This is a genomic window from Mesorhizobium sp. P2_B11 (assembly GCF_056404855.1).
The window spans coordinates 476,004-494,922 of sequence record NZ_JBFUDF010000002.1; the positions used below are offsets into that span (position 1 = coordinate 476,004).

An 18,919-nucleotide genomic window follows, 5' to 3' on the forward strand; every position below is an offset into this window, starting at 1 on the left:
GACTTATCGCGTCGCCGCCGTCTCGGCATGGCCGCGCAGCAGGGCCATCAGGCGCTTGGCATCCTTGGCGGCGGCTTCCTCGTCGCCGGCCAGGATCGAGCGGATCAGCGCGACATGGTGCTCGGCGGACTCGGCAAGGCCGGTGTCGGCCTTGTAGCGGAACCAGAAGCGGCGGCTGTGGGTCTGCAGGGGTGCGGCCAGCCGCGCCGCGAACGGGTTGTCGGCAGCGAGCGCCAGCGCCTCGTCCAGCGCCTTGTCGGCCTGGATGAAGGCCAGCACATTGCCCGAGATGACCGCCTTCTGCATGGCAAGTGCTGCGTCGTGAAACATGTCGGCAGCTTCGCGGGTGACGAAGCGGGCGGCCGAGCGAGCCAGCACCACCTCGACGCCGCGGCGCGCGTCAAGCACGCGCAGCCAGTCGCCCGGATGCAGCGGCGCAATGGCGATGCCGGCGCGCGGCCTTATGTCGAGCAGGCCTTCCCAGGCCAGGCGCTGGATCGCCTCGCGCACCGGCGTGCGGCCAAGGCTGAGCCTTTCGATCAGGGCGCCCTCGGTGACAAAGCTCGACGGCGCCAGTTCCAACGTCACGATCATATGCTCGAGCATGCGATAGGCCTTGGTGGCAGCCGGCTCCGGGGATGCAGTGTCGGTGGATATCAAAGGTCCGCTCCTGATATATTTTAGATATATCATAACACATTCCGCATTGACAGCGGAATTCCTATCAGATATACGGCTGATATATCAGATGGAGAGACAGCTATGTGGACCGGAGTTTTCCCCGCCGTCACGACCAAATTCACTGCCGACGATCGCCTCGACCATGCCGAGATGGAGCGCTGCTTCGCCTTGCAGATGGAGGCTGGCTGCGACGGCATCATCGTCTGCGGCTCGCTCGGCGAAGGCCCGATGCTGTCGCATGACGAGAAGATCGAAGTGCTGAAGACGGCGCAGAAGGTCGCAGGCAACAAGCCGGTGCTGCTGACGGTCAATGAGGCCGGCACCCGCGAGGCCGCAAGCATCGCCAAACGCGCGAGCCGGGAAGGTGCCAACGGCCTGATGGTGGTGCCGAGCCCGATCTACCACACCAATCCGGAAGAGACGGTCGCCGCCTTGCGCGCCGTCGCCCAGGCCGGCGACCTGCCGGTGATGATCTACTCCAACCGGCTCGCCTACCGCGTCGACGTCACCGTCGACCAGATGGAGGAGCTGGCCGCTGACAAGCGCTTCGTCGCCATCAAGGAATCGTCCGACGATATCCGGCGTTCGACCGAGATCATCAACCGCTTCGGCGACCGCTACGACCTCTTCACCGGCGTCGACAATCTCGCCTTCGAGGCGCTGTCGGTCGGCGCCATCGGCTGGGTGGCGGGTCTGGTCGTCGCCTTCCCGCGCGAGACCGTCGCCATATACCAGCTGATGAAGCAGGGCCGCCGCGAAGAGGCGCTTTCGATCTATCGCTGGTTCCGGCCGCTGCTCGATCTCGACGTGTCGACCTATCTGGTGCAGAACATCAAGCTTGCCGAAGTGCTCGCCATCAACACCAACGACCGCGTCCGCATGCCGCGCCAGCCTCTGTCGGGCGAGCGCCGCAAGGCGGTCGAGAAAATCGTCAGGGACGCGCTGGCGTTACGCCCGAAGCTGCCGACGTTCTGAATTGTCAATGCCGCAGACCCCCTCATCCGGCCGCTTCGCGGCCACCTTCTCCCCGTTGGGGAGAAGAGACTGGCGCCAGCGTTGGCGAACTCTTCTCCCCTCGGGGAGAAGGCGGCCCGAAGGGCCGGATGAGGGGGCTGGCTCGGAGACCCGAGATTGGCCATTTTGCACGGCGCGCGGTCATGAATAGCGATGCTGCGATCGACGTCGCCATTGTCGGTGGCGGCATTGTCGGCATTTGCGCGGCGGCCATGCTGGCCGAGGCCGGGCGCAGCGTCACGGTCTTCGACCGCACCGGCATCTGCGAGGAAACCAGCTCCGGCAATGCCGCCGCCTTCGCCTTTTCCGACGTGCTGCCGCTGGCGCATAAGGGCATGATGCGGCAATTGCCGAAATGGCTTGCCGACCCGCTCGGGCCTCTCAGCATCCCGCCGGCCTATTTGCCGAAGCTATTGCCATGGCTGTTCCGCTTCTGGCGCGCCGGGGCGCCGAGGCACTACGAGGCGAGCCTTGCTGCCCAGGCCGGGATGATGAAGCTCGCCGAGGCCGAATGGATGGGACTGCTCGATCGGTCGGGCACGCGGCCGATGCTGCACGAGGACGGTTCGCTGGAGCTTTACGAAAGCGAGGCGGAGTTTCAGAGCGGGCTCCCCGGCTGGGCGGCGCGCGCGCGCTTCGATATCGGCTTTCGCCATGTCGAAGGCGAGGAGCTGGCGCGGCTGCAGCCGGGACTTTCGCCGCGCTTCATCAAGGGCACGTTCGTGCCGGGATGGAGGACCGTTGCCGACCCGAAACTGCTCGGCAAGGCCGTGTGGGCCTATGCCGAAGGGCTGGGCGCGCGTTTCGAGAAAGCACGCATCGAGCGCGTCGCGACCAATGATGGCGGCGCGACGCTGACATTGGCCGACGGTACGACCAGGCAGGCAAGGCATCTCGTCGTCGCCGCCGGCGCATGGTCGCATCTGCTGGCGAAGGCGTTTGGCGATGCCATTCCGCTGGAGACAGAGCGCGGCTACAACACGACATTGCCGAAGGCCGCCTTTGCCGTGAAGCGGATGCTGATCTTCTCCGGCCACGGTTTCGTCATCACGCCGCTCGACACTGGACTGCGCGTCGGCGGCGCCGTCGAGTTGGGCGGACTCGACCGGCCGCCGAATTTTGCGCGCTCGAAGGCCATGCTGGAAAAAGCCAAGCAATTCCTGCCGGGGCTCGATCCCTCAGGTGGCCGCGAGTGGATGGGCTATCGTCCGTCGCTGCCGGATTCGCGGCCCGTCATCGGCACGGCGCGCACTGCACCCAACGTCGTCTATGCCTTCGGCCACGGCCATCTCGGCCTGACCCAGGCGGCGGCCAGCGGCCGCTTGATCCGCGATCTCGTTCTCGGGCAGACTTCGCCGATCGATCTTGCCCCCTTCAGCCCGCAACGGTTTTGAGAGTTCGAGGAAATCATGGCCAAAAAATCCTTCTTCTGCATCGACGGCCATACCTGCGGCAATCCGGTGCGGCTGGTCGCCGGCGGCGGGCCGCTGCTCGAGGGATCGACGATGATGGAACGGCGGGCGCATTTCCTGGCGGAGTATGACTGGATCCGCACCGGGCTGATGTTCGAGCCACGCGGCCATGACGTGATGTCGGGTTCGATCCTCTATCCGCCGACGCGCGAGGATTGCGACATTGCCATCCTGTTCATCGAAACGTCGGGCTGCCTGCCGATGTGCGGCCACGGCACGATCGGCACGGTGACGATGGCCATCGAGCATGGGCTGATCAAGCCGAAGACGCCGGGCGTGCTCAGGCTCGACACGCCGGCCGGGCTGGTCATCGCCGAATACAAACAGGTCGGCGACTATGTCGAGGAGGTGCGCATCACCAATGTGCCGTCCTTCCTCCATGCCGAGGGACTGACGGTCGAGTGCCCGCAGCTTGGCGAAATCACGGTCGATGTCGCCTATGGCGGCAATTTCTACGCCATCGTCGAGCCGCAGGCGAACTATCGCGACATGGCTGACTACTCCGCCGGCGATTTCATCGCCTGGAGCCCGGTGGTGCGGCAGCGGCTCAACGAAAAGTACTCGTTCGTGCATCCTGAAAACCCCGGCATCGTCGGGCTGTCGCACATGCTGTGGACCGGCAAACCAACGGTCGAAGGTGCTGATGCGCGCAACGCCGTCTTCTATGGCGACAAGGCGATCGACCGCTCACCCTGCGGCACCGGCACGTCGGCGCGCATGGCGCAGCTTCACGCCAAGGGCAAGCTCAAGGCAGGCGACAGCTTTGTCCACGAATCGATCATCGGCTCGCTGTTCAAGGGCAAGGTCGAAAGGGACGTCATCGTCGCCGGCAAGCCGGCCATCATCCCTTCGATCGGCGGCTGGGCGCGGATGACCGGCTTGAACACCATCTTCATCGACGACCGCGATCCGTTCGCGCATGGTTTTGTGGTCAAGTGAGATTGCCGGGCTGCTGATCATCCGGCCCGACAGACACCTCACGGCGAAACCAGTCGGCAAAGGTGCGTGCGGCGGGTAAGGCATTCGACGCCATGGTCAGGAAGTACGCCTTGTCGCGGTTGGTCGAGATGTCGGACAGGACCACGAGGTCGCCGCGCTTCAGCTCATCGCGGAAAACATCGACCGGACACAGCGCCACGCCATGGCCGGCGATGACTGCTGTCGCCAGAATGTTGAAGTCGGCAAAGACGGGTCCGTTGCCGACATCGACCTTGGCCAGCCCGGCCTCGGCAAACCACTCGCCCCAGCCCTGATGGTTTTCGTCATGCAGCAGGTCGGCGGCGGCGATCCCCGCAGGGGTGCGCAGATGCTCCCTGTCGGCCAAGTAATAGGGGCTGCACACCGGCCGGTTGAGCCGCGAAAACAGTTTCAGGCTGGTGACGCCGGGCGTCGGATCGGCACCGAGCGTGATCAGCACGTCATTGTCGCCATCGCCAAGCTTGTCCTCGGCCTTGGCATAGGCGACGCGCATGCCGATGTCGGGATGGCTGGCGGTGAAGGCGGGCAGGCGAGGCACAAGCCAGCGGCTGGCGATGGACGGGATGCAGCCGACGGAAATCGTCGCTGCGGCGGCGTTGCGCCGGATGCGCCGGCAGGTGGCGCCGAGCTCGGCAAGCGCGGCACTCGCCGAAGCCTGCAGGATCAGGCCGGCATCGGTCAGCCTTACCTTGCGTCCGTCGCGGTGGAAGAGAGGCACGCCCAGCCATTCCTCCAGACGCCTGATCTGGTGGCTGATCGCGGGATGGGTCACATGCAGCTCTTCGGCGGCAGCCGAAAAGCTCAGGCGACGGGAAGCAGCCTCGAAGGCACGGATGGCATTCAGCGGAATGTAGTCCATCTGTAAGATTTACTAACATGATCGGTGAGAAGCAATCATTTGAAGGTCGATGCGTTCTGCGCCACTTTTGAGCCAGACAATGGGATTTTGTTCACACCGCAGAGAAAGCAATCATGTTCACCAGGCAATTGGCTGATGTAGAAAAATCTGACTTCTTCGTGAATTGGGGCAATGGCACCAGCCACCGGCTGCTGACCCAGCAGGACGGCATGGGCTTCACCGTCTGCCACACTGTCGTGCGTGCGGGCAGCGAATCGCGCCTTCACTATCGGCGGCATTTCGAGGCCTGCTATTGCATCGCCGGCGCCGGCGAGGTCGAGGACATGTCAGGTGCCGTGCATCGCATCGAGCCGGGCACGATCTATGTGCTCAATGAGCATGACGAGCATTATCTGCGGGCCGACGCCGCAGGCGACATGATCCTGGTCAGCGTCTTCAATCCGCCCTTGAAAGGCACCGAGCGGCATGCGCTGAGCGAGGACGGCGGCTCCGCCTACTGATCGAAGACCGGCAGCCGCGTCCAGGGCCTGGCGGCCAAGCCTGGGCGCTCGGTTTCAACACTGTCTTCCACGGGCCATTGTGGTTCGCCCGGCGCGAGTCCGTAGCCAAGCAGCAAGAATCTTGCCTCTGTGGAAAGGAATGTGGCTAAAAAACGAAGCCTCTCAACAACGCAAGGATTCGTCTCAACACCTAATTTTGACGGTGATTTCTTCGAAATGAGGTGCATCGTCCGGCTGAATCGTCAAAGACATTGCGTTATGCCAATGATAGGGTCCGCGATAGTCCAGGGGTCGGGAGCAAAAAACGGGCAATCGGAAGGCGTGCCGGCAAAACACGCACGACGTTTGAAAAATCACGTTGCAATCCGGGCTCGAAACTTTACGACTAGGGGAAATACGAAAAGGAATGCGTCTGCATGGGCGACATTCCAGGGGAGCCATGTACACATGCAGTACTTTGTCCAGCAGCTTATCAATGGGCTGACGCTGGGATCGATCTATGGGCTGATCGCAATCGGCTACACGATGGTCTACGGCATCATCGGCATGATCAACTTCGCCCACGGCGACATTTTCATGGTCGGGGCATTCGCCGCCCTCGTCGTCTTCCTCATCCTCGGCTCCTTGTTCTATTCGGTGCCGGTCGTCCTGGCGCTGCTGATCATGATGATCGTGGCGATGCTGCTCACCAGCCTCTACAACTGGACGATCGAGAAGGTGGCCTACCGGCCGCTGCGCGGTTCGTTCCGGCTGGCGCCGCTGATCACCGCCATCGGCATGTCGATCGCGCTGTCGAACTTCATCCAGGTGACGCAGGGTCCGCGCAACAAGCCGATCCCGCCGATGGTCAGCCAGGTCTACAACATCAACGGCATCAGCATATCGCTGAAGCAGATCATCATCGTCATCGTCACCGCGCTGCTGCTCGCGCTGTTCTGGTACCTGGTCAACAGGACCTCGCTTGGCCGCGCCCAGCGCGCCTGCGAACAGGATCGCAAGATGGCTGCACTTCTCGGCGTCGATGTCGATCGTACGATCTCGATCACCTTCATCATGGGCGCCGCCCTTGCGGCCGTCGCCGGCACGCTGTTCCTGATGTATTACGGCGTCATCGCCTTCTCCGACGGCTTCGTGCCGGGGGTCAAGGCCTTCACCGCGGCCGTTCTCGGCGGCATCGGGTCTCTGCCGGGCGCGGTGCTCGGCGGGCTGCTGATCGGCTTCATCGAGAGCATGTGGTCGGCCTATTTCTCGATCGACTACAAGGACGTCGCGGCGTTCTCCATCCTGGCGATCGTGCTGATCTTCCTGCCTTCCGGCATTTTGGGCCGGCCAGAAGTCGAAAAGGTCTGAGACAATGGCGGTTACCGTATCCTCGGAGCGCGACACCGTCGCCTCCCCCGTGCAGCGCGCATTTCGTGAGGCGCTCTATGCCGGCGCCATCTCGCTGGGCCTGTTCGTTCTCTTCATCGGCCTGAAGACCGACCAGAACATCAGCAACCAGTTGATCCTGGTGACGCGCTGGTGGCTGCTCATCACCGTGGTCGTGCTGACCATGCTTGGCCGCTTTCTCTACATTGCCTATGGCCAGCCCTTCATGGCCAATCAGAAGATCGCCAATGTCGCCACCGGCCTGTTGCCGGCCAGCGTGGCGTCGCGCTTCTTCCTGCTTCCAGCCTTCATTGGGGCCATCGTGCTGGCGGGGGTGCTGTTCGTGTTCGGCGGCGCCTTGCCGGGGCTGTTGGGCGATGGTCTGGCCGGCTATCTGCAGTTCCTGCGCGCGCTGGCCGTCATCTATGCACTGGCCTGCGTGATCTTTTACTTCCGCGCCTACATCCATGACAATTTCACCAAGCTCGGGATCACCGCATTGGTGCTCTATCCGATCCTGGTCGTCGGCGTGTTGACGCTGATGTCGTGGTCGTTCGTCGGCGGGCTGCAGGGCTCGCTGAAGTGGATCGACAATTTTGGCATCCAGATCCTGATCTATGTGATGCTGGCCTGGGGGCTGAACATCGTCGTCGGCCTCGCCGGCCTGCTCGATCTCGGCTACGTCGCCTTCTACGCGGTCGGCGCCTATGCCTATGCGCTGCTCGGTTCGCATTATGGCCTGTCGTTCTGGATCCTGCTGCCGGCCGCCGGCGCCATGGCCGCCTTCTGGGGCGTGATGCTCGGCTTTCCGGTGCTCAGGCTGCGCGGCGATTATCTGGCGATCGTCACGCTGGCCTTCGGCGAGATCATCCGCCTGGTGCTGATCAACTGGCGTGAAGTCACCAACGGCTCCGCCGGCATCTCCGGTATCCCGAAAGTCACCTTCTTCGGCCTGATGACGTTCAATTCGGCGGACCCGAACTATATCGGCAAGGTGCTGCACATCGCCCAGTCGAGCGCCTACTACAAGATCTTCCTCTACTATCTGATCCTGGCGCTGGCGCTGCTTACCGCCTTCGTCACGATCCGGCTCCGGCGCATGCCGGTCGGCCGCGCCTGGGAGGCGCTGCGTGAGGACGAGATCGCCTGCCGCTCGCTCGGCATCAACACCACCACCACCAAGCTCACCGCCTTTGCCACCGGCGCCATGTTCGGCGGTTTTGCAGGCGCCTTCTTCGCCGCACGGCAAGGTTTCGTCAGCCCTGAATCCTTCGTCTTCCTGGAATCGGCGATCATCCTGGCCATCGTCGTGCTCGGCGGCATGGGCTCGCTGGTCGGCATTGCCGTCGCCGCAATGGTGATGATCGGCGGCACTGAGGCGTTGCGCGAGCTCGACTTCCTCAAGCAGGTCTTCGGCAAGGACTTCACGCCGGAGCTTTACCGCATGCTTCTGTTCGGCATGGCCATGGTCATCGTCATGCTTTGGAAGCCGCGCGGCTTCGTCGGCAGTCGTGAACCGACAGCCTTCCTCAAGGAGCGAAGAGCAGTCTCCTCTTCCTTCACCAAGGAAGGACACGGCTGATGAATGCGAGTTCGATTCAGAAGGCCAATCCGGGCATGAAAGACGCCATCCTCCAGGTCGAGCATCTGTCGATGAAGTTCGGCGGCCTGGTCGCCATCGGCGACCTGTCGTTCCAGGCCAAGCGCGGCGAGATCACCGCGCTGATCGGACCCAACGGCGCCGGCAAGACCACCGTGTTCAACTGCATCACCGGCTTCTACAAGCCGTCCGAAGGCATGATCACACTGAACCGGCAGGACGGCTCGAGCTTCCTGCTCGAGCGCCTGCCCAACCACGAAATCCCGGCGCGCGCCAAGGTGGCGCGTACCTTCCAGAACATCCGCCTGTTCTCGGGCATGACGCTCTTGGAGAATCTGCTGGTTGCCCAGCACAACAAGCTGATGAAGGCATCGGGCTATACGATCCTGGGCCTGTTCGGGATCGGCGGCTACCGCAGGGCCTCGGCCGAATCGGTGGAGCTTGCCAAGCACTGGCTGGAGAAGGCTGATCTCGTCGATCGCGCCGACGACCCGGCCGGCGACCTGCCCTATGGTGCGCAGCGGCGGCTCGAGATCGCGCGCGCCATGTGCACGGGGCCCGAGCTTCTGTGTCTCGACGAGCCGGCGGCCGGTCTCAATCCGAAGGAATCGGCAGCGCTCAATTCGCTGCTGATGGACATCAAGAGCAGCACCTCGATCCTGCTGATCGAGCACGACATGTCGGTGGTCATGCAGATCTCCGACCATGTCGTGGTGCTCGAATATGGCCGCAAGATTTCCGACGGCAGCCCGCAATCGGTGCGCACCGACCCGCGCGTCATCGCCGCCTATCTCGGCGTCGACGACGAGGAGGTCGAGACGGTGCTGACCGAGGTCGGCGATGAAGACGTCATCGAGCAGTTGGACATCGGGCCTGATACGGCGCACGGACCAGGCACGTCGTCGTCCTATCTCGCCGGCCCGGTGAGCGACACGATCGGCCACAGCGAGGGCGAGCGGGTCACGGTGTCGAAGGGAGCCTCGAAGGCCGCTCAGTTCGATGCAAGGGCCAACACCGCGCCGAGAAAACCGACCGAGCGGGCAACGGCCAAGCCCGCCGGGAAATCCCCGACATCCAAGCCGCGCGGAGGGCGTAAATGATGGCCGAGACTAAGCTGCTCGACATCAAGGGCGTCGAGACCTACTACGGCAACATCAAGGCGCTGAACGGCGTCGATGTGCACGTCAACCAGGGCGAGATCGTCGCCCTGATCGGCGCCAACGGCGCCGGCAAGTCGACGCTGATGATGACCATCTTCGGAGCGCCGCGGGCCCGTTCCGGCACCATCACTTTCGCCGGCACCGACATCACCCAGATGCCGACGCACGAGATCGCACGCATGCGCATCGCGCAGTCGCCGGAAGGCAGGCGCATTTTCCCGCGCATGACGGTGATGGAAAACCTGCAGATGGGCGCCGGTCTCGACAACCTCAAGCACTATGACGAGGATGCCGAGAAGGTGTTCACGCTGTTCCCGCGCCTCAAGGAGCGCATCGCCCAGCGCGGCGGCACGCTGTCGGGCGGCGAGCAGCAGATGCTGTCGATCGGACGCGCGCTGATGGCGCGGCCGAAGCTGCTCCTGCTCGACGAACCGTCGCTTGGCCTGGCGCCGCTGATCGTCAAGCAGATCTTCGACGCCATCCGCGAGCTGAATCGCACGCAAGGGCTGACCGTGTTCCTGGTCGAGCAGAACGCCTTCGGCGCGCTCAAGCTCGCCACGCGCGGCTATGTCATGGTCAACGGCAACGTGACCATGAGCGGCACCGGCAAGGAATTGCTCGCCAATCCGGAAGTGCGCGCGGCCTATCTCGAAGGCGGCCATCACTGATTTCAGGAGTCTTCACCATGCAAGGCATTCTTCACGAGGAACCTTCCATCTGGCAGTTCTTCTTCGTCACCTGCCTGCTCGGCGGCTGGGCGGCATGGATGACCGGTAAGGCCAGCGCCCAGACATGGCGCAGCCTGCCGGTGCTGTTCGTCTATCTGCTGGGGCTCGGCATCGGCATAAGGTTCATTCATCATGCCCTGTTCGGCGGCACGATGTTTTCACTGCAATACTATGTCGTGGACACAATCGTGCTCATGATATTGGGGTTTGTCGGCTATCAATACACGCGCACCAACCAGATGGTGACGCAGTATAATTGGCTTTACGAACGGGCTTCGATCTTAAGCTGGAAACCGAAAGCTTGACGTTCACCATTAACGCCGTCTCGGGGATGAATCGGCGTGACAAGGGCCTGAAAATCGGCAAAGTACACTTTCTGCGATAAGGGTGGGCATCGCATGAAAGTATCATCCACGCCCACCTCGTAAATGGGAGCGTTTAAATGAAGAAATCACTTTTGTCCGCCGTTGCCCTGACCGCGCTTGTCGCGTTCGGCGGTAACGCATGGGCTGATGTCCTCGTCGGCGTCGCCGGTCCGATCACCGGTCCGAATGCGGCCTTCGGTGCGCAGCTGCAGAAGGGTGCGGAAGCGGCTGTCGCCGATATCAACGCAGCAGGCGGCATGAATGGCGAGCAGATCAAGCTTGAAGTCGGCGACGACGTCTCCGATCCGAAGCAAGGCATCTCGGTCGCCAACAAGTTCGTCGGCGACGGCGTCAAGTTCGTGGTCGGTCACTTCAACTCGGGCGTCTCGATTCCGGTGTCGCAGGAAGTCTATGTCGACAACAACATTGTCGAAGTGACCCCGGCTGCGACCAACCCGAAATTCACCGAGCGCGGCCTGTGGAACGTGTTCCGCACCTGCGGACGCGACGACCAGCAGGGCGGCATCGCCGGCGCCTATATTGCGGCCAACTTCAAGGATGCCAAGGTTGCCGTCATCCACGACAAGACCCCCTACGGTCAGGGCCTTGCCGATGAGACCAAGAAGGCAATGAACGCAGCCGGCCTGACGGAAGTCATGTACGAAGGCGTCAATGTCGGCGATAAGGACTTCTCGGCGCTGATCGCCAAGATGAAGGACGCCGGCGTCACCCTGATCTATTGGGGCGGCCTGCACACCGAAGCCGGCCTGATCATCCGCCAGTCGGCTGACCAGGGCCTCAAGGCAACCCTGATGTCGGGCGACGGCATCGTCACCGACGAGCTGGCTGCGATCGCCGGCGACGCGGTTATCGGCACGCTGAACACCTTCGGTCCGGATCCGCGCTTGATCCCCGAGAACAAGGCACTGGTCGAGAAGTTCCGCGCCCAGGGCTTTGAGCCGGAAGCCTACACGCTCTACTCCTACGCTGCCATGCAGGTCATTGCTGCGGCCGCTGCCGTGGCCAAGTCGAATGACCCGGTGGAAGTGGCGAAGGCGATGCATGAGAAGGGTCCGTTCAAGACCGTTCTGGGCGACCTCGCCTATGACGAGAAGGGCGATCCGAAGCTCCCGGGCTACATCATGTACGAGTGGAAGAAGGGTCCGGACGGCAAGATCACCTGGCTGCCGAAGGGCTGATCGATTTAGCTCAACCTCTACGAAATGCCCGGCGCTTGCGCCGGGCATTTTTCTTTGACCGGTCGGAGACGGAGCGGTTGCGTTGGCTAAAAAACAACCGTTAGCCGGAAGCGGATTGTGCGCGGGATGACAATTCGCGTCACTTGGCGACGCCATTCGCACGCAGTCTTTCGCTTTGCGGTGCTAGAATCCATTTAAATCGGTTTAATCGTCCCTCGATTTTGGTTGCACTGCAGCATTTTCGCGTTAATCATTGCTGAGCCCCCATCCCTCCCTGTCCGGAGCCTTCTTCCTTGGCCATCACGAAGATCCTCGTCGCCAACCGGTCCGAAATTGCCATCCGCGTCTTTCGCGCGGCCAACGAGCTCGGCCTCAAAACCGTGGCGATCTGGGCCGAGGAGGACAAATATTCGCTGCACCGGTTCAAGGCCGATGAAAGCTATCAGGTCGGGCGCGGGCCGCATCTCAACAAGGACATGGGGCCGATCGAAAGCTACCTGTCGATCGAGGAAGTGATCCGCGTCGCCAAGCTGTCCGGCGCTGACGCCATCCACCCGGGCTATGGCCTTTTGTCGGAGAGCCCCGAATTCGCAGATGCCTGCGCTAAGGCCGGCATCACGTTTATTGGGCCGAAGCCCGACACGATGCGCCGGCTCGGCAACAAGGTCGCCGCGCGCAATCTCGCCATCGAGGTCGGCGTCCCGGTGATTCCGGCGACCGACCCACTGCCGGACGACGCAGAGGCGATCAAGAGGCTTGCTGCCGAGGTTGGCTATCCCATCATGCTCAAGGCGTCGTGGGGTGGCGGCGGCCGCGGCATGCGCGCGATCCGCTCGGAAGCCGACCTGCTGCGCGAGGTGACCGAAGGCAAGCGCGAGGCCAAGGCTGCCTTCGGCAAGGACGAGGTCTATCTCGAAAAGCTGATCGAGCGCGCCCGCCATGTCGAGGTCCAGGTGCTCGGCGACACCCACGGCAACGCGGTGCATCTGTTCGAGCGCGACTGCTCGATCCAGCGCCGCAACCAGAAGGTCGTCGAACGGGCGCCGGCACCCTATCTAAGCGAGGCATTGCGCCAGGAGCTTTGCGGCTATGCGCTCAAGATCGCGCGCGAGACCAGCTATATCGGCGCCGGCACGGTGGAATTCCTGCAGGACGCCGACACCGGCAAATTCTACTTCATCGAGGTCAATCCGCGCATCCAGGTCGAGCACACCGTCACCGAGCAGGTGACCGGCATCGACATCGTCAAGGCGCAGATCCACATCCTCGACGGTTTCGCCATCGGCACGAAAGAGTCGGGCGTGCCGGCGCAGGCCGACATCAGGCTGAACGGCCACGCGCTGCAGTGCCGCATCACCACCGAAGATCCCGAACATAATTTCATTCCGGATTATGGCCGCATCACTGCCTATCGGGGCGCCACCGGCTTCGGCATCCGGCTGGATGGCGGCACCGCCTATTCGGGCGCGGTCATCACCCGCTTCTACGACCCGCTGCTGGAGAAGGTGACGGCCTGGGCGCCGACGCCGGCCGAGACGATCGCCCGCATGAACCGGGCGCTGCGCGAATTCCGCATCCGCGGCGTCGCCACCAACCTCACCTTCCTCGAAGCGATCATCAATCACCCGAGCTTCGCCGACAATTCCTATACGACCAAGTTCATCGACACGACGCCGGAATTGTTCCAGCAGGTCAAGCGGCAGGACCGCGCCACCAAGCTGCTCAACTACCTGGCCGACGTGTCGGTCAACGGTCATCCCGAAACCCGCGGCCGGCCGATGCCGAAGGCCGATGCGGCCGCGCCCGTCGTGCCCTATCTCAACGGCAATGTGCCTGGTGGCAGCAAGCAGAAGCTCGACGTGCTCGGCCCGGAGAAATTTGCCGCCTGGATGCGTGAGCAAAAAGAGGTGCTGGTCACCGATACGACCATGCGCGACGGCCATCAGTCGCTGCTCGCCACCCGCATGCGTACGCATGACATTGCCGGTATTGCTGGCACCTATGCGCGGGCGCTGCCGCGGCTGTTGTCGCTGGAATGCTGGGGCGGCGCCACCTTCGACGTCGCCATGCGCTTCCTCACCGAGGATCCGTGGGAGCGGCTGAGCAAAGTGCGCGAGGCCGCCCCGAACCTTTTGCTGCAGATGCTTCTGCGCGGCGCCAATGGCGTCGGCTACACCAACTATCCCGACAATGTGGTGCAGCATTTCGTTCGCCAAGCGGCGAGCGGCGGCGTCGACCTGTTCCGCGTCTTCGACTGCCTGAACTGGGTCGAGAACATGCGCGTCGCCATGGACGCGGTGGGCGCCGAGGGCAAGCTGGTCGAAGCGGCGATCTGCTACACCGGCGACATCCTCGATCCGGCACGCGCCAAATACGACCTCAAATACTATGTCGGGCTGGCCAAGGAATTGCAGGCCGCCGGCGCCCACATCATCGCCGTCAAGGACATGGCGGGGCTGCTCAAGCCGGCTGCCGCACGCGTGCTGTTCAAGGCGCTGCGCGAGGCGACCGATTTGCCGATCCACTTCCACACCCACGACACGTCAGGCCTGTCGGCGGCGACGGTGCTGGCGGCGGTCGAAACCGGCGTCGACGCCATCGATGCGGCGATGGATTCCTTCTCCGGCAACACCTCGCAGCCTTGCCTCGGCTCGATCGTCGAGGCGCTGAAGGGAACCGAGCGCGATCCCGGCCTCGACCCGCAATGGATCCGCAACATTTCCTTCTATTGGGAAGCAGTGCGCAACCAGTACGCTGCCTTCGAAAGCGATCTCAAGGGGCCCGCCTCTGAGGTCTATTTGCACGAGATGCCGGGCGGCCAGTTTACCAACCTCAAGGAGCAGGCGCGTTCGCTCGGGCTGGAGACGCGCTGGCACGAGGTGGCCCAAGCCTATCATGACGTCAACCTGATGTTCGGCGACATCGTCAAGGTGACGCCGTCGTCCAAGGTGGTCGGCGACATGGCGCTGATGATGGTGAGCCAGGACCTGACCGTCGCCGATGTCGAAAACCCGGCCAAGGACATCGCCTTCCCGGACTCTGTCGTCTCGATGCTGCGCGGCGATCTCGGCCAGTCGCCGGGCGGCTGGCCTGAGAAGCTGCAGAAGAAGGCGCTGAAGGACAACAAGCCGATCACCGTGCGACCGGGCTCGCTGCTCAAGCCGGCCGATCTCAAGGCCAGCCGCAAGGAGATCGAGGCGAAGCTGGAGCGCACGCTCTCGGAGTACGAATTCGCGTCCTGGCTGATGTATCCGAAGGTGTTCACCGACTTCGCCGCCGCGCAGGAGACCTACGGGCCGGTCAGCGTCTTGCCGACGCCGACCTATTTCTACGGCATGAAGTCCGAGGACGAGATCTTCCTCGACATTGAGAAAGGCAAGACCCTTGTGGTGCGCTGCCTTGCGATCGGCGATGTCGATGAGAAGGGCATGGTCACCGTGTTCTTCGAGCTCAACGGTCAGCCGCGCAGGGTCAAGGTTCCGGACCGGGCGCATGGTGCGTCCGCCGCCAAGGCACGGCGCAAGGCCGAGCCCGGCAATGAGGCGCATGTCGGCGCGCCGATGCCGGGCGTGGTCTCCGCGCTTGCAGTTGCCCCCGGCCAGGCGGTCAAGGCCGGCGACGTGCTGTTGTCGATCGAAGCCATGAAGATGGAGACGGCGCTGCATGCCGAGCGCGACGGCACAGTGGCCGAAGTGCTGGTCAAGGCCGGCGACCAGATCGATGCCAAGGATCTGTTGATCGCCTTCACCTGAGGCGTATTGATATTCAGGTGAGGCCGGCCTGCAAACAGCGGCTTCCTGCGCTTCCGGTGCTCACGTACGAAAAGTACGCTCCGCTCCGGCCTTCGCCGGCCGAAGCCCTCATAAGTGCCTCCGCTCTATGAAAGGCTCCGGACGGCGTAGGCCGGTTCTCGGAAGCCACAGTTTTCGGCTCGGCCTGACCTGAATCTCAACACGCCTTAAGGCGCGTCATTATGAAGGGGACGGTTGGCAGCAGCCGTCCACGAAGCATCGATAATGGCTTGACCCGCCGCGCCCGCTCGGGCATCGAACCCGCTCCAATTTCGCCGCGGCAGAATCGCGGTGCTTAGAAATTAGCGGAGAAAAAACATGGCCGACGACATCACAGATACCAGCCAGACTGTTGCCGCCGGCCAGTTGCGCGCCTTCATCGAGCGCATCGAGCGGCTCGAGGAAGAAAAGAAGACCATCGCCGACGACATCAAGGAAGTGTTCGCCGAGGCCAAAGGCACCGGCTTCGACACCAAGGCGATCCGCACTATCATCCGGCTGCGCAAGAAGGACCAGGCCGAGCGGCAGGAAGAGGACGCCATCCTCGATCTGTATATGGCCGCGCTCGGCATGGTGTAAGGCTGGTCGCAGCCTCCGGGCGCCGGTAGCGGCGCCCTTCGACAGGTTGAACCATGAGCGAATTCGACTTTGGCGCCCGCCGCGCCTCTGAATTCCGCCAACGCAGCTTCTGGGCGCTGTTCGCCGAACGGCATCCCGAGGAACGCGCATCCATGGCGCGGCGCGGACCCTGGTTCTGGCAGCGCGGGCTGCCGGACTTCGCCCTGGTCCTGTCCATGTATGTCGCGCCGGCGCAGAACCATGTCGGCGTCTTCTTCGGCCGCAACGAGAAGTTCGGCGCCACACAAAGCTGGTCGCGGCTGAAGCCTTTCCAGCCGGCAATCGAAGACAGGCTGAAACTCAGACCGGAACAGAGCAGCGAGGGCCTCGGCATCAATTCGATATGGCGGGTGAACTGCTTTGCCGAGGACAATTGGCCGGCCATGGCCGATTGGCTGGTGACGGAATGCTCTCGCTTCGAGCGCGCCGTCGCCGAGGTGCTGGGGCCGAGCAAGATATGATATCCGCCATCGGGTCCTTCTTCGGCTCGCGCTGGCAAGGGCTGGTACCGCTCGACCGGCTGTTCTGGCGCGACATGGTTGTTGTCGGCACTGCGATCAACGTCGCGTCGTCAGTGGTCGCGCTCATCCTGCTCGGGCTGAAGCTGCCGCTGGTAGTGGTGCTGGCCGTACATTTCGCGCCGGTGCCCTACAACATCTTCCTGACGCTGGCCGTCTGGCGAATTGCGGAAAAGGCCGGCGGCGCAAAGGCCTCGGTGATGATGCTCGGCTCCGCGCTCTGGCTGATCCTGGTGGTCGTCGTCTGAAACGCCAGCCGGGCACGAAAAAGGGCGGCGGAGCCGCCCTTTGCAAGAGATGATGACCGGTTAGCTGTTGTTTTGACGCAATTCCGGACGGAAAACCGCTCACACTTTTCCTGGAATTGCTTTAAGCCGCCGGCTCGAATTTCAGCGCCACGCCGTTGATACAGTAGCGCAGGCCGGTCGGCGGCGGGCCGTCATCGAAGACATGGCCGAGATGGCTGCCGCAGCGCGAGCAGTGGCATTCGGTGCGGACCATGCCGTAGCTGCGGTCGACGGTGTTTTCGACCGAACCGGGCACCGGGTCGTTAAAGCTCGGCCAGCCGGTGCCGCTCTCGAACTTGAGCTTGGATTCAAACAGCGGCTGGTCGCAGCCGACGCAGGAAAACGTGCCGGCGCGCTTTTCATAGAGCAGGGCGCAGCTTCCGGGACGTTCGGTGCCATGGCCGCGCATGACGGCATATTGCTCCGGCGTCAGCCGGGCACGCCACTCGGCGTCGGTGCGGGTAACGGGATAGGTGTGGGTGTCCATTTGATCTCCTCAGCCTTGGCGGCTTGTTGTTGGTTGCAAGCTGTATTCGCTTAGAGATAGGGGTTTGTTACTGGTTCGACCAGCGCAACGATGTGCCGGAGCCTCAATGCTTGCGTGAAAGCTGTTTCGTCGCGCCCTCCAGCCCGGCCAGCGTCAGCGGGAACATGCGGCCGCCGAAGATATCGCGGATCATAGCGATCGAATGCGTAAAGCCCCAGTTCTTGGGGTTTTCAGGGTTCAGCCAGACCGCATTCGGCCATTGCTGTAACAGGCGGCCGAGCCAGACCGCACCCGCTTCCGGGTTCCAGTGTTCGACCGAGCCGCCGGGATGGGCGATCTCGTAGGGGCTCATCGAGGCGTCGCCGACGACGATCACCTTGTAGTCCGGGCCGTATTTGTGAAGCAGGTCGAAGGTCGGAATCGTCTCGGCATGCCTGCGGCGATTGTCCTTCCACACGCCTTCATAGAGGCAGTTGTGGAAGTAGAAATACTCGAGCTGGCGGAATTCGGCGCGAGCGGCCGAAAACAGCTCCTCGACGCCTTTGATGTGGTCGTCCATCGAGCCACCGACATCGAAGAACATCAGAAGCTTTACGGCGTTGCGCCGTTCAGGCCGCGTCTGCACATCGAGATAGCCGTGCTCGGCAGTGGCGTGAATGGTGCCGGGCAGATCTAACTCTTCCTCCGCGCCCTCGCGCACCCAGCGGCGCAAGCGCTTCAGCGCCACCTTGATGTTGCGGGTGCCGAGCTCGACCGCGTCGTCGAAATTTTTGAACTCACGCTTGTCCCAGACTTTCACTGCACGGCGGTTGCGGCTTTCATGCTGGCCGATGCGCACGCCTTCGGGATTGTAGCCATAGGCGCCGAAAGGTGAGGTGCCGCCGGTGCCGATCCATTTCGAGCCGCCCTGGTGGCGGCCCTTCTGTTCCTCGAGCCGCTGCTTCAAGGTCTCCATCAGCTTCTCGAAACCACCGAGCGCCTCGACCAGTTTTTTCTCTTCCTCGGTCAGGTGCTTCTCGGCGAGCCGGCGCAGCCATTCCTCAGGGATGTTGGCGACATCGACAGCATCGGGGCTGGTGAGTGCCTCGATGCCCTTGAAGACATGTGCAAATACCTGATCGAAGCGGTCGATATGACGCTCGTCCTTCACCAGGGCGGCGCGGGCGAGGTAATAAAAACCCTCGACGTCATAGTCGACCAACCCGGCCTCCAGCCCCTCCAGCAGCGACAGATATTCCCGGAGCGAAACGGGAACCCGCGCGGCCTTCAGTTCGAGAAAGAAGGGGAGGAACAT

The 18,919-nt window shown here is 62.9% G+C and carries 17 protein-coding genes and 1 pseudogene; 14 read left to right on the top strand and 4 right to left on the bottom strand.

Annotation, left to right across the window (positions count from 1 at the left end):
- Positions 1-3: 3 nt before the first annotated feature.
- Positions 4-693, bottom strand: a complete 690-nt coding sequence (locus AC1DYJ_RS06650; protein ID WP_477286517.1) for a GntR family transcriptional regulator — start codon at positions 691-693, stop codon at positions 4-6.
- Positions 694-762: 69 nt separating this feature from the next.
- On the opposite strand from AC1DYJ_RS06650, the gene AC1DYJ_RS06655 reads away from it, so the two are divergent.
- From AC1DYJ_RS06655 to AC1DYJ_RS06665, 3 genes are all read left to right on the top strand, one after another.
- Positions 763-1,656 carry a dihydrodipicolinate synthase family protein gene (locus AC1DYJ_RS06655; protein ID WP_477286519.1) on the top strand — a complete coding sequence of 298 codons (894 nt, stop codon included), beginning with the start codon at positions 763-765 and terminating at the stop codon, positions 1,654-1,656.
- Positions 1,657-1,838: 182 nt separating this feature from the next.
- Positions 1,839-3,089 carry an NAD(P)/FAD-dependent oxidoreductase gene (locus tag AC1DYJ_RS06660; RefSeq protein ID WP_477286521.1) on the top strand — a complete coding sequence of 417 codons (1,251 nt, stop codon included), beginning with the start codon at positions 1,839-1,841 and terminating at the stop codon, positions 3,087-3,089.
- A 15-nt stretch (positions 3,090-3,104) separates the two neighbouring features.
- A complete protein-coding gene (locus AC1DYJ_RS06665; protein WP_477286523.1) occupies positions 3,105-4,106 on the top strand; it encodes a 4-hydroxyproline epimerase in 1,002 nt (333 codons plus the stop codon).
- Here the strand turns inward: AC1DYJ_RS06665 and AC1DYJ_RS06670 are convergent.
- Positions 4,099-5,004 (bottom strand): LysR substrate-binding domain-containing protein, encoded by a 906-nt coding sequence (locus AC1DYJ_RS06670; protein WP_477286525.1) that lies wholly within the window; start codon positions 5,002-5,004, stop codon positions 4,099-4,101. The two genes, AC1DYJ_RS06665 and AC1DYJ_RS06670, sit on opposite strands and share 8 nt — an antisense overlap.
- Before the next feature lie 113 nt (positions 5,005-5,117).
- Here AC1DYJ_RS06670 and AC1DYJ_RS06675 point away from each other — a divergent pair, with 113 nt between their 5' ends.
- The 11 genes and pseudogenes from AC1DYJ_RS06675 to AC1DYJ_RS06725 all read left to right on the top strand — a co-directional run bounded on the left by AC1DYJ_RS06675 (position 5,118) and on the right by AC1DYJ_RS06725 (position 17,099).
- The gene (locus AC1DYJ_RS06675; RefSeq protein WP_477286527.1) at positions 5,118-5,504 is read left to right on the top strand and encodes an ectoine synthase; all 387 of its coding nucleotides are present in this window, start codon (positions 5,118-5,120) and stop codon (positions 5,502-5,504) included.
- Positions 5,505-5,951: 447 nt separating this feature from the next.
- Positions 5,952-6,854: a branched-chain amino acid ABC transporter permease gene (locus AC1DYJ_RS06680; protein ID WP_477286529.1), complete on the top strand. Its 903-nt coding sequence runs from the start codon at positions 5,952-5,954 to the stop codon at positions 6,852-6,854.
- Between the two features lie 4 nt (positions 6,855-6,858).
- Entirely contained in the window at positions 6,859-8,454 is a 1,596-nt protein-coding gene (livM, locus tag AC1DYJ_RS06685) for a high-affinity branched-chain amino acid ABC transporter permease LivM (RefSeq protein WP_477286531.1), read from the top strand.
- Positions 8,454-9,560 (top strand): annotated as a pseudogene (locus AC1DYJ_RS06690) (ABC transporter ATP-binding protein); the annotation flags it as partial. The gene livM and the pseudogene AC1DYJ_RS06690, both read left to right, overlap by 1 nt.
- 11 nt (positions 9,561-9,571) lie before the next feature.
- Complete coding sequence (locus AC1DYJ_RS06695; protein ID WP_477286670.1) at positions 9,572-10,300, top strand: ABC transporter ATP-binding protein; 729 nt, start codon at positions 9,572-9,574, stop codon at positions 10,298-10,300.
- A 17-nt stretch (positions 10,301-10,317) separates the two neighbouring features.
- The gene (locus AC1DYJ_RS06700) at positions 10,318-10,665 is read left to right on the top strand and encodes a DUF6867 family protein (protein ID WP_477286533.1); all 348 of its coding nucleotides are present in this window, start codon (positions 10,318-10,320) and stop codon (positions 10,663-10,665) included.
- A 137-nt stretch (positions 10,666-10,802) separates the two neighbouring features.
- The gene (locus AC1DYJ_RS06705; protein ID WP_477286535.1) at positions 10,803-11,924 is read left to right on the top strand and encodes a branched-chain amino acid ABC transporter substrate-binding protein; all 1,122 of its coding nucleotides are present in this window, start codon (positions 10,803-10,805) and stop codon (positions 11,922-11,924) included.
- A 293-nt stretch (positions 11,925-12,217) separates the two neighbouring features.
- Positions 12,218-15,676 carry a pyruvate carboxylase gene (pyc, locus tag AC1DYJ_RS06710; RefSeq protein WP_477286537.1) on the top strand — a complete coding sequence of 1,153 codons (3,459 nt, stop codon included), beginning with the start codon at positions 12,218-12,220 and terminating at the stop codon, positions 15,674-15,676.
- Between the two features lie 357 nt (positions 15,677-16,033).
- Positions 16,034-16,294: a DUF2312 domain-containing protein gene (locus tag AC1DYJ_RS06715; RefSeq protein ID WP_477286539.1), complete on the top strand. Its 261-nt coding sequence runs from the start codon at positions 16,034-16,036 to the stop codon at positions 16,292-16,294.
- 53 nt (positions 16,295-16,347) lie between these two features.
- A complete protein-coding gene (locus tag AC1DYJ_RS06720; protein ID WP_477286541.1) occupies positions 16,348-16,794 on the top strand; it encodes a hypothetical protein in 447 nt (148 codons plus the stop codon).
- The gene (locus AC1DYJ_RS06725) at positions 16,791-17,099 is read left to right on the top strand and encodes a hypothetical protein (protein WP_477286543.1); all 309 of its coding nucleotides are present in this window, start codon (positions 16,791-16,793) and stop codon (positions 17,097-17,099) included. The genes AC1DYJ_RS06720 and AC1DYJ_RS06725 overlap by 4 nt, the downstream gene beginning before the upstream one ends.
- 121 nt (positions 17,100-17,220) lie before the next feature.
- On the opposite strand, the gene msrB is transcribed toward AC1DYJ_RS06725, so the two are convergent.
- Together msrB and AC1DYJ_RS06735 are read right to left on the bottom strand one after the other, a co-directional pair.
- Complete coding sequence (gene msrB, locus AC1DYJ_RS06730) at positions 17,221-17,625, bottom strand: peptide-methionine (R)-S-oxide reductase MsrB (protein ID WP_142869739.1); 405 nt, start codon at positions 17,623-17,625, stop codon at positions 17,221-17,223.
- A 103-nt stretch (positions 17,626-17,728) separates the two neighbouring features.
- Positions 17,729-18,919: a vWA domain-containing protein gene (locus AC1DYJ_RS06735; protein ID WP_477286545.1), complete on the bottom strand. Its 1,191-nt coding sequence runs from the start codon at positions 18,917-18,919 to the stop codon at positions 17,729-17,731.

What these genes read in the sequence shown, in the direction of transcription:
- AC1DYJ_RS06665 (WP_477286523.1), top strand. Translation starts at nt 3,105, where the DNA reads ATGGCCAAAAAATCCTTCTTCTGCATCGACGGCCATACCTGCGGCAAT.
- AC1DYJ_RS06705 (WP_477286535.1), top strand. Translation starts at nt 10,803, where the DNA reads ATGAAGAAATCACTTTTGTCCGCCGTTGCCCTGACCGCGCTTGTCGCG.
- AC1DYJ_RS06715 (WP_477286539.1), top strand. Translation starts at nt 16,034, where the DNA reads ATGGCCGACGACATCACAGATACCAGCCAGACTGTTGCCGCCGGCCAG.
- AC1DYJ_RS06695 (WP_477286670.1), top strand. Translation starts at nt 9,572, where the DNA reads ATGGCCGAGACTAAGCTGCTCGACATCAAGGGCGTCGAGACCTACTAC.
- AC1DYJ_RS06670 (WP_477286525.1), bottom strand. Translation starts at nt 5,004, where the DNA reads ATGGACTACATTCCGCTGAATGCCATCCGTGCCTTCGAGGCTGCTTCC.
- AC1DYJ_RS06660 (WP_477286521.1), top strand. Translation starts at nt 1,839, where the DNA reads ATGAATAGCGATGCTGCGATCGACGTCGCCATTGTCGGTGGCGGCATT.
- AC1DYJ_RS06675 (WP_477286527.1), top strand. Translation starts at nt 5,118, where the DNA reads ATGTTCACCAGGCAATTGGCTGATGTAGAAAAATCTGACTTCTTCGTG.
- AC1DYJ_RS06735 (WP_477286545.1), bottom strand. Translation starts at nt 18,919, where the DNA reads ATGTTCCTCCCCTTCTTTCTCGAACTGAAGGCCGCGCGGGTTCCCGTT.
- msrB (WP_142869739.1), bottom strand. Translation starts at nt 17,625, where the DNA reads ATGGACACCCACACCTATCCCGTTACCCGCACCGACGCCGAGTGGCGT.
- AC1DYJ_RS06725 (WP_477286543.1), top strand. Translation starts at nt 16,791, where the DNA reads ATGATATCCGCCATCGGGTCCTTCTTCGGCTCGCGCTGGCAAGGGCTG.
- AC1DYJ_RS06720 (WP_477286541.1), top strand. Translation starts at nt 16,348, where the DNA reads ATGAGCGAATTCGACTTTGGCGCCCGCCGCGCCTCTGAATTCCGCCAA.
- AC1DYJ_RS06655 (WP_477286519.1), top strand. Translation starts at nt 763, where the DNA reads ATGTGGACCGGAGTTTTCCCCGCCGTCACGACCAAATTCACTGCCGAC.
- AC1DYJ_RS06700 (WP_477286533.1), top strand. Translation starts at nt 10,318, where the DNA reads ATGCAAGGCATTCTTCACGAGGAACCTTCCATCTGGCAGTTCTTCTTC.
- AC1DYJ_RS06650 (WP_477286517.1), bottom strand. Translation starts at nt 693, where the DNA reads ATGATATATCTAAAATATATCAGGAGCGGACCTTTGATATCCACCGAC.
- AC1DYJ_RS06680 (WP_477286529.1), top strand. Translation starts at nt 5,952, where the DNA reads ATGCAGTACTTTGTCCAGCAGCTTATCAATGGGCTGACGCTGGGATCG.
- livM (WP_477286531.1), top strand. Translation starts at nt 6,859, where the DNA reads ATGGCGGTTACCGTATCCTCGGAGCGCGACACCGTCGCCTCCCCCGTG.